Annotated in this window: 12 protein-coding genes; all 12 read left to right on the plus strand. The window is 53.4% G+C overall.

Going from position 1 to position 13,185, the window contains the following annotated elements; translation table 11 throughout:
• Positions 1–80: 80 nt before the first annotated feature.
• The 12 genes from FCN80_RS01040 to FCN80_RS01095 all read left to right on the plus strand — a co-directional run bounded on the left by FCN80_RS01040 (position 81) and on the right by FCN80_RS01095 (position 13,118).
• Positions 81–2,270, plus strand: coding sequence for a phage tail tape measure protein (locus FCN80_RS01040; RefSeq protein WP_136987957.1), 2,190 nt, complete (start codon positions 81–83; stop codon positions 2,268–2,270).
• The gene (locus FCN80_RS01045; RefSeq protein ID WP_136987958.1) at positions 2,270–3,583 is read left to right on the plus strand and encodes a DNA circularization protein; all 1,314 of its coding nucleotides are present in this window, start codon (positions 2,270–2,272) and stop codon (positions 3,581–3,583) included. Before FCN80_RS01040 ends, FCN80_RS01045 begins: the two co-directional genes overlap by 1 nt.
• Positions 3,567–4,778, plus strand: a complete 1,212-nt coding sequence (locus FCN80_RS01050; RefSeq protein WP_136987959.1) for a phage baseplate assembly protein — start codon at positions 3,567–3,569, stop codon at positions 4,776–4,778. The genes FCN80_RS01045 and FCN80_RS01050 overlap by 17 nt, the downstream gene beginning before the upstream one ends.
• Positions 4,762–5,346, plus strand: a complete 585-nt coding sequence (locus FCN80_RS01055) for a phage baseplate assembly protein V (protein WP_136987960.1) — start codon at positions 4,762–4,764, stop codon at positions 5,344–5,346. The genes FCN80_RS01050 and FCN80_RS01055 overlap by 17 nt, the downstream gene beginning before the upstream one ends.
• 54 nt (positions 5,347–5,400) lie before the next feature.
• Positions 5,401–5,757 carry a phage GP46 family protein gene (locus tag FCN80_RS01060; protein WP_136987961.1) on the plus strand — a complete coding sequence of 119 codons (357 nt, stop codon included), beginning with the start codon at positions 5,401–5,403 and terminating at the stop codon, positions 5,755–5,757.
• A complete protein-coding gene (locus FCN80_RS01065; RefSeq protein ID WP_136987962.1) occupies positions 5,757–6,818 on the plus strand; it encodes a baseplate J/gp47 family protein in 1,062 nt (353 codons plus the stop codon). Before FCN80_RS01060 ends, FCN80_RS01065 begins: the two co-directional genes overlap by 1 nt.
• Positions 6,815–7,468 (plus strand): YmfQ family protein, encoded by a 654-nt coding sequence (locus FCN80_RS01070; protein WP_136987963.1) that lies wholly within the window; start codon positions 6,815–6,817, stop codon positions 7,466–7,468. Before FCN80_RS01065 ends, FCN80_RS01070 begins: the two co-directional genes overlap by 4 nt.
• 11 nt (positions 7,469–7,479) lie before the next feature.
• On the plus strand, positions 7,480–8,223 hold the full coding sequence (locus FCN80_RS01075) for a phage tail protein (RefSeq protein WP_136987964.1): 744 nt from the start codon (positions 7,480–7,482) through the stop codon (positions 8,221–8,223).
• The gene (locus FCN80_RS01080) at positions 8,223–8,876 is read left to right on the plus strand and encodes a tail fiber assembly protein (protein WP_136987965.1); all 654 of its coding nucleotides are present in this window, start codon (positions 8,223–8,225) and stop codon (positions 8,874–8,876) included. The genes FCN80_RS01075 and FCN80_RS01080 overlap by 1 nt, the downstream gene beginning before the upstream one ends.
• Positions 8,869–11,259 carry a hypothetical protein gene (locus tag FCN80_RS01085; protein WP_136987966.1) on the plus strand — a complete coding sequence of 797 codons (2,391 nt, stop codon included), beginning with the start codon at positions 8,869–8,871 and terminating at the stop codon, positions 11,257–11,259. The genes FCN80_RS01080 and FCN80_RS01085 overlap by 8 nt, the downstream gene beginning before the upstream one ends.
• Positions 11,260–11,266: 7 nt before the next feature.
• Positions 11,267–12,040 (plus strand): hypothetical protein, encoded by a 774-nt coding sequence (locus FCN80_RS01090; RefSeq protein ID WP_170975289.1) that lies wholly within the window; start codon positions 11,267–11,269, stop codon positions 12,038–12,040.
• Between the two features lie 295 nt (positions 12,041–12,335).
• The gene (locus tag FCN80_RS01095; protein ID WP_136987968.1) at positions 12,336–13,118 is read left to right on the plus strand and encodes a TatD family hydrolase; all 783 of its coding nucleotides are present in this window, start codon (positions 12,336–12,338) and stop codon (positions 13,116–13,118) included.
• Positions 13,119–13,185 lie beyond the last annotated feature (67 nt).

Genomic DNA, 13,185 nt, shown 5'->3' on the forward strand with positions numbered 1-13,185 from the left:
CGGCTGCATGGCAAAAAGCCATCCCGGGCCACGCATATCAAGTCACGGCGGCGCAATAAACCCCAGACGAGGAAACGGTAATGGCCCGTGATCTACAGCTTGCGATGACATTGCTGGCCCGCGATCAGGGTTCTAAGGTCATCCGCAAGGCGCTCCAGGACACCACCACTGACGTCAATAATGCCCGCAAAGCCGAGGAGCAACTCGGCCGCACCCGTGAGCAGACCAGTCAGACCAGCATCCGTGCCTCCCGTACTTTGCAGCAGGAATACCAGCGGGCGGCCTCCGCCCGGGAGACGCTGGGTGTGCGCTCTGAACGCTCTATCCAGCACGAAATCGCCCAGACCCAGGCCGCCTATAATCGGCTGCTGCGCACCGGAACCATGACCGCCAATGAGCAAGCGCGGGCATTCAGCGCCATGACCAACCAGGTGTCAAGGTTACGCACTGAGCTCAACGGCGCCGGACAATCGATGTCGCGCATGGAGCGCATGCGCATGTGGGGCGGCAACGTCACGGCAGTCGCCGGCGGACTCGCGGCGGCCGGCGCGGTAGTAGCTCCCACCATTCGCAATCAGATGTCTTACGAACAGCGCCTGGCCTATATGGCCAATACAGCCTTTAGCGACCAGAATACTGCTGGACGTCGCAAAGGAATGCAGTCGATGGACCAGCTTATCCGCCGTTCGGTCTCTGTTGGAGGCGGGACAAAGGAAACAGCGGCCGAAACACTGGATACATTACTGGCGTCAGGTGCAGTGGATTACAGTTCAGCTGAAAAGTTGTTGCCTATGCTTCAGAAATATTCAACAGCGACCGAAGCTGACCCTAAAGAGCTGGCCCAGATAGCAATCAGGCTTAAACAATCTTTTGGTATTTCTGACTCACAAATACCCACAGCTCTGAATATGGTAATTAAATCAGGGCAATTGGGTTCTTTTGAAATAAAAAACCTGGCCAAATGGTTACCCCAACAACTTGCAGCGGCTAATGCACTTGGGATGAATGGTCTTGGCGATCTCGCGGTCTTGCTAGGTTTTAACCAGACTTCAATGATAAGTGCGGGCACTCCTGATGAGGCAGGGAATAACGTTGTTAACTTGCTAACAAAAATTAACAGTCAGGATGCGGCCAATGCTGCCGCAAGAATTAAATATAACGGTAAAGGAATTAATTTACCTGGAACTCTTGTCAGAGCCCGGGCGAAAGGGATGAATGCCCTTGAGGCATTCAGCGGTCTTACCGATAAAATCGTGGCTAATAATCCGGAATATCAAAATCTGGAGACACAACTCAAAGGTACAACCAGTGATTCGGCTCGCCGGGAAATAATGGAATCTCAGGCCAAAATTCTGGAGGGTTCAGCTATCGGACAGATTATTGCTGACCGCCAGGCATTGATGGCTTTGGTCGCGTGGCGCGCAAATCGTAAATACGGAAGTGATGTAATTAAGGGTGTGAATCAAGAGCGAGAACTACCCGCTAATCAGCAGGCGGGTGAGCAAAATTTTGATTTGATCCAAGGTACCAATCTTTACCGCGTCAACCAATTCCAGAACACCAAAGACTTCGCCGAGATGGATTCGGTAAAATCGTTATCCGATGTTCTGGGTAAATTGGCTGGGGACCTCACCGAATATGCCGGCGCATATCCCGGCTTGACCAAGGCCATTGCCGGCGCTGAGATAGCCATCAAAGCCATGACAGTCGCCGCCTGGGCGTTTGCCGGTCTCAAATTTCTGACTACTGCCGGGGGTGCAGCAGCGGCTGGGGCTGGAGGCGCAGCGGCTGGCGGTGCGGCAGCATCAGGACCCGCAGCCGGTCTGTTAAAAATGCTCGGCTTAGGGATGTCGGCTACCGCTGCCGCGACATTTACCACCCGCGACGATGATGAAGAGCTTGCCAACGGCCCGGCTCAGTGGAAAGCATTGCATGCTCGCTACAGCCAAGATCGGATTGATAAGGCCCGTAAGCTTTATCAGCCCTGGTATCAATTCGGTCCGGGCTACGCCAAAGAAAATCAGGATTGGCTGGACAGGTTAGACCACGACGAGGCTAACGGCACCGTGCCCTGGTGGACGCCACCCACCTATCTCCAAGCCCCCGCCGCGAATGGCTACGCCAGGCCGACTTACCAGGAACGTTCCGGCTATCAAACGCCCATCAACATCACCACGCAGCTTGTCCTTGACGGCAAGGTGGTGGCCGAGGCGACCAACGAATACAACAGCCAGGCTGCCGCCCGGGGACCGCAGGGAGGGCCGCACTGATGGCCTGGGCTGACTCTCTCCTGGACGCGTCGTTTCGGGGCGTTCAGTTCGACATTATCAACACCCGCGACAGTGTTCAGCGCGACATTGCCCAGCACGAATATCCGTATAAGAACGGCGCCAACATTGAGGACCTGGGCGCCAAGCCCCGCAGTCTCCAGGTGCAGGCGGTATTTTGGGGCGATGATTACGAGTCACGCTTGCAATCGTTCCTGGCGGCGCTCGACACCCAGGGCGCCGGCGAATTGATCCACCCGGTATTCGGCTCTATGCCGAGCATGCAGTGCTTTCTCTACCAAGTGAACCACGAAGCCGAGAGCCCGGACTATTGCACCATTGATATCCAGTTCTTGCAGTCCGGTCTCGACATCAAATTCTTCACGCGTGATTGGCCACTCAGCCAGGCGGATGCCATTTTCAACCAGGTGCAAAGTCTCCTGGATAGCACATCGACCCTGCTGGAAAACGCCATGCAGCCGCTTCGCACGGTGCGCCAGCAGTTGGCCAGGGCAAAGGCGCTGGGCGTCGCCGGCCTCAATATGATGTCGATTTTACGTAGTGATGTGGTCGGTTTCGTCAATAGCACCACGGATTTTGTCAACTTTCCGTCGGCATTTATGACCGATTTACAGTCATCCTTGAGTCTGCGCAGCAACGCGGCGATGTCGTCCATCAGCGGCGATTCGACGGTGTACGCCAGTGCGCCGGCGGTCGTTATGGCCGACTGGGCGGCGGTGAAGACCCAGACCGATGAAGTGGCCGCCATGCCGTCCGGGTTGGTGACGGGTGATACCACCGCGCCGGTGGCCATGCCGGCGAACGTGACCACCGATGACATCAAAGAGCTGATTGTGACGGTGCACATCAGTGTGGCCATCGAGCTGGCGCAACAGGCGTCCGACCTGCTGAGCGATGAAACGCTGACGGCTGTACTGACGCCCAATGACATCGAGCTCATCGCCGGTAACACCCGCCAGGCCATCCAGGATGCCATCGATTTGCTGCGCGATACCTGGACCGAGGAGATGGAAACCGTCAGCAGCGCATCGACGTCCATCGCGCTGGAGTACCAGCCGGTCATCGACGAACTCAAAGACATGGCGTTATCGGTGCAGACCATGGCGCTAGCGCTGATTAACGCCAAGCCGCCGCTGATACAGCGGACCGTCACCAGCGCCGGCAACCTTCACCTGGTGGCGCATTTGTGGTATGGCGATTATACCCGCGCCAGCGAGCTGCAATTGCTTAATCCATCGTTACGTGACCCCAATAACGTGCTGCCGGGAAATGTCCTCTATGGCTACGCAGAATAAGCAGCAGGCGGAAGACTTAGACGAGGACAAAATTTCGGTCATCGTCGGCGGTAAAGTGCATTCAGACTGGAACAGCTATAGCATCGATAGCGATTTCCTCATCCCTGCCGATGCCTGGTCCATGCGTCTTGGCTTATCGACCGGTATTTTCCCGGCCGACGTGGTGCGCGGCGCCCCGGTCCAGGTGCGCGTCGGGCCGGATGTCGTCATGAGCGGCCGGATAGACCGGGCCGGCCGCCAAGTCGCCCGTGACCAGGTGTCGTTGAACCTGGCCGGCCGTGACGGCGCGGCCGTGTTGGTGGATTGCGCCTCGCCGATTTTCACCAGCCGCCAGGTCAGCCTGGAAGAAGTGATCGCCCAGGTCGTCCGGCCGCTGGGTATCAAGAACATCGAGCTGCATGCCGAGAGCTCGATACGCAATGACAAAATCACCGCCGAGCCTGGCGAGCGTGCCTGGGAAACGCTGCTGCGTTCGTGCGCCGGGCGCGGCCTGTGGCCCTGGTTTGCCCCCGACGGCACGCTGATTATCGGCGGACCGGACTATACCGCCGACCCGGTTGCCACCCTCATCATGCGTCGCAGCGGTGAGGGCAACAACGTGCTCAGCATCAGCGATGACAGCAGCATCGAGCGGTGTTTCTCACAGCTCACTGTCCTGGCTCAAGGGCACGCGCATACCACCAATTCCAAGCAGTTGGGCATCATTGATGTGAGCGATAGCAGCTCGGTAACGGTCAGCGACGACGTCATGACAACCGGCGTTGCTGAGACCGGCCAGCATGGGCTGCGTTATACCGTTCAAGACCCGACGGTCAGTTACTACCGGCCGCAGATTGTTGTTATGCATGACGCCGACGACCTGGCGCAGGTCCAATACCGCGCCCGTAAGTTGATGGCCGACGCCCGGCTTGCGGGTTACAGCCTGGTCGTTCGCGTGCAGGGGCATCGTACCAGCGACGGAACGCTCTGGCAGCCGGGGCAGCGCATTCACGTCATCAGCGAGCCACACGGGATTAACGCCATCTATTTTCTGATGGGCCGGGAATTCTCCGGCGGCCGGCCGAACGGCACGGTAACTACGTTGCGCCTCAAAGAGGACGGCGTCTGGATCCCCGATGCCTATCCGAAGAAGAAAAAGGCCCGCAAAGGCAAACGTCAAAAAGACTTGGGAATAATCGATGTGGGACCAAATTGATTCACGCATTCGCGCCGCCTTGCGCGGTATTCGCTTTGCTTTTAGGGGCCGTTTAACTCGCGTTAATAGTGCCCTTAAAATTCAGCAGGTGCAGCTTAACGGTTTTGCCGGCGAGCAATTACAAGACGCCGAGATGTTCCAGCATTTCGGGTTCACCAGTTGCCCGCCTGCCGGCACCCAATGCATTATTTTGCCGCTGGGCGGTCAGACGTCGCATTCAATTATTATTGCGACTGAAAACGATACGCTGCGAATTGCGCAGTTGGCCAGCGGCGAGACTGCTATTTATTCCGCCGAAGGCGCCTATGTGGCCATCAAAAAAGGGCGCGTTGTTGATGTCGATTGCGACGAGTACCATGTCAAATGCAAAAAATACACGGTCGAATCGGAAGATTATAATGTCGCGGCAACTAATGGCGCGGAATTTGATACGCCGCTACTCAAAGGGACGCAAGAAATAGCGGACGGCAAATCGACGATTGACGAAATCCGTGCTATTTATGACGAACACACCCATCATCACGATGATCCGGCCGGTGTAACAGACCCGCCGAATCAGCAAATGTAATCCACTGAACCTCTTCATCTCTTCATTTCCCCTTCGCGCTGCCACCATGGCAGCGTGGACAATTTATTAGACCCGACAACCGGCGATTACACCGGAACCAGCACCCAAACCCTGGCTAACGCAGTGTATCTGCGTTTGACCATCCCGCTCGGCTCCTGGTGGGCCCAGCCGGCGGTCGGGTCAAAACTCTACTTGCTGAGGAGAGAGAAAGATGTAACCCGCGTCCAGAAACTCGCCCGCCAGTATGTCGAAGAGGCGCTCGCACCGCTCACGGCTGATACCGACGGTCGGGCAAAGAGCATCACGGTTGAGACGTTTTCCGGGCAGCCAGGATGGCTGCTTCTTTTAATCACCGTTATCCAGGCAGACGGCAACACCGTCGAATACCAGCACCAGGTGAGGGTCGCGTAATGCCGTATATCACGCCAACGTTTGATGATATTCGCAGCGATTTTCTGCGCGACATCAGCAATCAACTACCGAGTGCGGATACTGGCGTCGATAGCGATTATTATGTCCGCGCCAGCGCGTTGGCCAGCCTCGCCATCGGCATTTATCAGTATCAGGGCTGGATAGTCCGGCAAATATTTCCAGACACGGCGGATACGGAATATCTCGAATGGCATGCGCGTACGCGCAATCTGTTTCGCAAATCGGCCACCACCGCAAACGGGAATATCACTGTCACCGGCGAGCCAGGCGCCAGCGCTGACGCGGGTCTTATCATCACTCGTGGCGACCTGTCCTATACCACTACCGCCGCCGTAACCCTGGACAATGGCGGCAATGGGACGGTGGCCGCCAATTACTCCACCGCCGGCGCGGCCGGCAATACCACGGCCGTCGCGTCGGGCACGTTCAACAGTACCCCCACGGGGTTCGACAGCACAGTGGCCATCGGCATCATGTCCGGCGGAACGGACAAGGAAAGCGATACCGAGTTGCTGGCCCGGTTGCTCGACATCATCCGTCGCGCGCCGGCAGGCGGCAATCAATACGATTATCGCCGTTGGGCGATGTCGGTGGATGGCGTGACGGCGGCCTATGTTTACCCGCTGCGCCGGGGCCTGGGGACGGTGGATGTGGTTATCACGTCTGCCAGCGGACTACCGTCCGATGACATTATCGCCGCGACACAAGCCTATATCGACGATGTGCGGCCGGTGACGGCCAAAAATTGCCTGGTATTGGGACCGACCATTAAAGCCGTGGACCTGGAAATTCAGGTCTCATTAGACGGTGTCACGCTGGATGCGGCAACGACCGCAATTATCTCGGCCCTGGATGATTACATCAATAAGCTGCCGCCGGGCGACCCATTTATCCGTTCACAGGCGGAGGCATTGGTATCAAATATCACCGGCGTGGTCGACCGGGTTATTGTTACGCCTACGGGTAATGTGTCCCCCACTGTCAACGATACCGTCGTCGAGTGGATCCGCGCCGGAAATATTACGGTATCGCAATTATGAGTAATAAAACTCTATTGGCCGCATTGCTCCCGCCCGTGGCCTATGACACTGCCCAGCCCCGCCTGGCCGCTGAAATCAATGCCGAAGCCGATATGCTCGATAATGTCGACAGCTCAGCCAATGCCGCGCTGGATGGCGTTACGCCGTTTTATGCCGGTGATTTATTGCAGGATTGGGAGCGGGTATTAAATATCACGCCCAAAGCGGACAGCGGCTATCAGGAACGGCTGGACATTATCTTAATCAAGCTCTCGGAAACTGGCGGCCTAGATATTCCGTATTTCATCAATTTAGCCAAGAGTATTGGCTACACCATTACCATTGATGAATTGCAGCCGTTTCGTGCCGGCACAAGCCGGTGCGGCGATACGCTTTATATCGACGACATTATTTTTACCTGGCGCGTCAATGTATATGGATTACAGGTACCGATTTATTATTTTCGTACCGGAACATCGCGGGTCGGTGAACGGCTAATGACATTAGGCGACAAGATATTAGAAAGCACCTTTAACGACCTGAAACCCGCGCATACGTTGTGTTATTTCCGTTACGCGTCTGAAATTCAAGACCCGCTTTATCTCGATGGCACTGCCTTGTTGGATGGCGAACAGCCCTTAACGGGCTATGTCGAAAAAGATACCGATTAACTGGAGTCTGTATGCAAAGCCTTATGCCGCCGGTCGATGCACCGAATAATGAGTTTAGTGATGGGAACCCCGGAACAGGGGCATTAGGTACTGCCGTTCCCGCGTTGTTTTTAAATAATGTTCAGTCGGCACTCCGCGCTGTCGAAAGTGAATTGCTGTCATTGTTATCAGCCGCCAATATCAATCCTGACGGTGATAATAATACCCAGGTACTCCAGGCGATTAATGCGATATTGGTGAACGCCAATATTTCAGTTCCTTATGGCATTCCGCTTCCGTGGCCGACCAGCACGCCGCCATCGGGTTATCTAATTTGCAATGGCGCGTCATTTAGCGCCGCTGTTTACCCCAGTTTAGCCGCTGTTTATACCAGTGGTGTATTACCTGATTTGCGCGGCCAGACGATTAAGGGGTTGCCAGCGTCCGGTCGAACGTTGCTCAGTCAGGAAGCCGATGGCGTAAAATCGCATACCCATAGTGCGTCAGCATCGTCGACCGACCTTGGCACGAAACAGACCGATACCCAGGGTGATCACAATCATGGCTGGGGTAGCTCGATGCAAAAATCCGGCGGTAGCGATCAGGCGGTGGGCTCGAATATGGGCACGGATTTCGGCACGACGTCAAATAGCGGCTCTCATTATCACAATTTAACACTGGGCTCGCATACCCATACCATTACGGTGAATTCAACCGGTAATTCTGAAAACACTGTAAAAAATATTGCCTTTAACTATATCGTGAGGGCGGCATAATGTCTGACCAAAAGAACGCGGTTTTTGACGATAATAAAATCGCCACCCAGGCGGGGATGGTGACAGTATTTCATTTTGATACATCAACGGGAGAGTTTCTTTGTCAAAGTGAAGAATATTGTGCATTAGGCGTCGGTATTCCTGCGTGTTCGTGTCTCGATGCGCCCCCAGGAAAAGTGGACAATCAGGCCATCGTCCGTTCCGATGATAATTCCAGCTGGTCTGTCATGGCCGATTATCGTGGGGTAACAGTATATAATACTCAAACGCTGGCGACCGAGATTATCACGGCCATTGGCCCATTGTCCGATAATGTTACAACATCATCTCCTGCCACGCCTTACGATAAATGGGACGGTTCGAAATGGGTAACGGACACAGATGCACAGCGCGCGGCAGACATTGCCGTCGCTGACACCCAAAAGACAGCCCTAATTGCGTCTGCCACAGAACAAATCTCTATTTTGCAAGACGCGGTCAATTTAGAAATGGCCACGGATGCTGAGAGAGCCCAACTAACCGCATTGCAGTCCTATCGGGTTTTATTGAATCGCGTTGATACATCGACTGCACCTAATATCCAATGGCTTGCTGTGTCTGTCCCCGCCACCACATCCACGACTGACACCACGACCGAGGTGAATAATGGCTGATTTACCTGAAACACCGTCATGGGAATCTGGCGTTCATCAATTGGAAGAAACCGAGCGGGCTAAAGCTGGCCCTGGTGGCGTATTAAACGTACCAGCTAATCAATTGGCTAATAGGACGCAATATCTTAAGGCTCAATTGGAAGCCTATAATGGACTTATTAAGTCTGGTGAACTTCCTTTCGCCGATTTAGCTACTGCTCAGACGGCAATTGATGCGGGGAAAATACCAGAAGGTGCATCTTTCTCTTACCGTTCTGATGATGATACTGTTTGGGCCGTTGAGGGTAAAAACGTTTCCGGGGTGGCCACGCCTGTTCTCGATTCTAACGGAGCGCTGAAAACGTATCCGTCAGGGGCGGCGATTGATGCGAGCATTGAGGCGGTGGATGCGGTTTATGCCATCATACCAGAAATTCAATCTGCTCCCGGCATAGCGCATGCCTGGGCTGATGAAGACGGCAATCCCACCCTGGTTATTCTCACTAATGGGCTCGCGCGCATCGCCAGCCTAATGTTCGGGTACTCGGTTAAAATCGTTGGCGGGAGCAATTACTACCAGGTGGTCAAAGACGCTGACAGCTCCGTACTGGCGACGTTTTATGATGATGGGTCGGTATTACAAAATGGCGTTATGTCCTATCAGAGCGACGGGACAAAAATATCTAGCGTACTGCGGGCCTGGGCGGATGAAAGCGGGAACACAGCCCTGGCGTTGATGTCCAGTGGTCTTTTACGTGCCGCGTCGATGATGTTCGGTAGTTCCGTCAAATTAGTGGGCGCAACCAATTTTGTGAATATCGTCAAAGACGCTGACAGCTCCGTACTGGCGACGTTTTATGATGATGGGTCGCATCAAATTGGGAATATTTTCACGTATTATAGTAACGACCCCGAATTCGACGGCATCGACTATATTCGCGCTGACAGTGAAGGTAATGCGAATTACATTCAATATATAGACGGTACGATAAAATCGGTTGAAAGCAATAGCGCATCTACGGCCGCAGCATCAAACCCTCTGGTCTTTTCAAACAATAATAACCTGTATTTGCTACAGAACGGCAAAACCCTTACTCAATTAACAAATGATTCATTTCTTAATTTAAACCCCGTTGTGGTGGATAACGGCGACGGTACATTTTATATAAAGTTCGCTTCGCAGCAAAATGGGGATGATTTTGTTGCTGCCAGAATGGCAGCGGATGCGTCAAATAGGATGAATGAGAATGACGGCTATCTTTACCATGTGGTAGGTGATGGGCAATCATTATCAGTTGCGGGTGGTACGGTATCGGTTCGTAATCCCATTACGGTGACGGCTCCGTATCCCTATGATGCATTTTGTTTCAATGGCGGCGCTAAATTTGACGCTGCCGCAACAGATACCACTATGGTGTTATCCGATGCTCAGTATTTAGTGCCGATGCGGGAAAACTTCGGCAAGGGCTCCACGCGGGAATCTAATTTATCGGGTATAGGTTACCAGCTCCATACGATTAACGGCAATACCGTATTGGTTTCTTCAACCGGGGCGTCGGGTAAAACCATTGTGGACCTTTCGGCGGGGACCGTCTCATACAATACAACTCTAATGGCAATGCAGCAGGGTTATGCGATTGCCAAGCAAATGGGCTTAAAATATCATCCCATCATGGTCTTTACCCATGGTAACCAGGATGCTGCGGGGGGCACCTCGGCATCTGTTTATAAGCAACGCCTTTTAACGTTGAGAAGTAGTTTTGAAATATATATCCAGGAGTTGATGGGTAGCCCGTCATTTGTTCTAAAGATGGGGATATGCCAGTTTTCAAATACCAGGGCCTATGGGGGAACAGCCGGTAATTCCGTCAATAATCCAATTGGAAACGCCCAGTATGAAGTCATCCGGGATAATCCCGCTTTATTTTTCTTACTCACCACCCAGTATAGACGGCACTACCAGGACAAAGACCATTTAACCGATACCTCTTATCGGACTGAGGGGGATGTAGCTGGGATACAATTGGCTGCGGTTTTAAATGGGGCAACGAGTAGCGGCTTGATGCCGAATAATTTTTCCCAGACTGAGACGGAAATTACTTTTGATGTGCCGAACGCTGTCGGGGACTTGGTCATCGATACGACCTTTTTGACTGATCCCGGCAACTACGGCATAACGTCAGACGCTGTTATTTCGGCGGTGTCGGTATCAGGAAAAACTGTTACCGTGATAAAAACCGGAACCGCAACTTATGTTGCTTACGCCTATACGGGTATAGCCGGGAATTCCCCTCAAGACGGCCTGGCGTCGCGCGGCAATATCCATGACTCAGAAACCCGGGTTTCGCCCTTAACCGGCGAAAATCTCTACAACGACTTAGTGGTGTTCTACCACGCATTTTAAGGGCTTAATGATGGCTAAAATTGATATTCACACCGATTCGGTTTTTACCGCCGGCAATTACTTGACCGATATTAATTTGCATTACCCTAACGACATTACCAAAGTTCCCTCATTGTTTGCCAATTGTATTTTGCAGGCGGATTTCGACTCTGGGGATAGCGCATCGTTAACCCGTAACCGGGTTGGCTCGTCAATGACCGTTGTGGGCTCTCCGGCATTGGGAGCTTATGGGGCAACGTTTAGCGATGCTGCTTATGTTAATACGGGTATAGAAATCAGTAACTACAATGCCAGTGATATGACCATGATTTCCATCGCTGGGGCAAGTACTGGTCAATTCCCCCTATTAGGCGTTATACAAGTGGCTAGCCCTCAGCGTTCAAAAGGCGTCCGGTGGTATGACGCTACACATGAAGGTTCCGTTTGGTTAAATTCTAGCGGCAGCTCTTTATCTACTCAGATTGTCCCAACCGCCTTGCCGTCCGGACAAACCGAGGACTTCTTTTCGTCGCGGTTCATTTTGAACAACAATAATTCAGGACTCATTGCGGTCAACACCCTAATACCACGAACGCTTCAATCTGCTATTGCGCAAGGATCCGCCGCACCCTATAACGTTACCGGTAGCATAAAGATTGGCGGGTCGGTGGATGGTAATTTAACCACCACATGCTTTATTAGAGCGGTTCTGGCTTTTTCTCGGGCGCTTACTGATGCTGAGATTGTATCGCTCTATAAACTGTATCAAAACTATTATTATTTCAAAGGGATAACTATCTAAAGCGGTCTGCGGATGGCTTAAGCGCATCTTCTCCTCTCTGGCCGCATACAAAAATGCCCGCTCATGGCGGGCTGAAATCCGATCAATAGAGAAATGCATTATTGTCTAGTATGGTGGTCTAGACGATTCATGCTACTGCTGAACCATATCGTTGTCGATGGACAAGTCTGCCGTTTTACCGAGACTGGTGATTAACGATATGCGATTAATTTTGCATTATGCAAAATCTTAACTTTTTGCGTTGCAAAAAAAATCGCGTTTTAATGCAAAAAAAATCGCCGCGCTACAAAAGTCTATGAAATTTCCATTTATCGATTCCCATTGTCATTTCGATTTTCCGCCGTTTCAGGGCGACGAGGACGACAGTCTGCGTCGGGCGGCCGAGGCGGGCGTCGGGAAAATCATTGTGCCGGCGGTGAGTGCTGAGCATTTTGCCGGCGTGTTGGCGCTGGCGCGGCAACATGGGCCGCTTTATGCCGCGCTGGGAATGCATCCGCTCGCTATTCGCCGACATAACGACGAAGGCCTGGCGCAGCTTGAGCGCTATTTGCGCCAGGCGCCCGACAAATTGGTGGCGCTGGGGGAAATCGGATTGGACGAGTATATGGACGACCCTTGCACCGCCCGCCAGACGGCCTTGCTGGAGGATCAGCTGTATTTTGCCAAACAGTATAATTTGCCGGTGATTTTACATTCCAGGCGCACCCACGACCGGCTGGCCGCCCTGCTGCGCCGTTTCAATCTGCCCCGTACCGGCGTGGTGCATGGTTTCGCCGGCAGTTATCAGCAGGCGCAGGCATTTATCCGGCTCGGTTATTATATCGGCGTAGGCGGCACCATCACCTACCCGCGCGCCAGCAAAACCCGCCAGGCCATAGCCCGGTTGCCGGCGGAACGCTTGTTGCTGGAAACCGATGCGCCCGATATGCCGCTATGCGGTTTTCAAGGTCGGCCGAACCGGCCGGAACGGGTGCGTCAGACATTCCAGGCGTTATGCGAACTGCGCGATGACCCCCCGGAACACCTGGCCGAGGTGATTTATCACAATACCTGCGCGTTATTTGGTTTACCGCATTAATCGGCGGTTTTTACTCCAATTGACGCGATCAAACGCATAATTTTCACAGCCCGGGCAGCATATTCGC

The organism is Martelella alba (genome assembly GCF_005217455.1).
GTDB lineage: Bacteria > Pseudomonadota > Gammaproteobacteria > Enterobacterales > Enterobacteriaceae > Acerihabitans.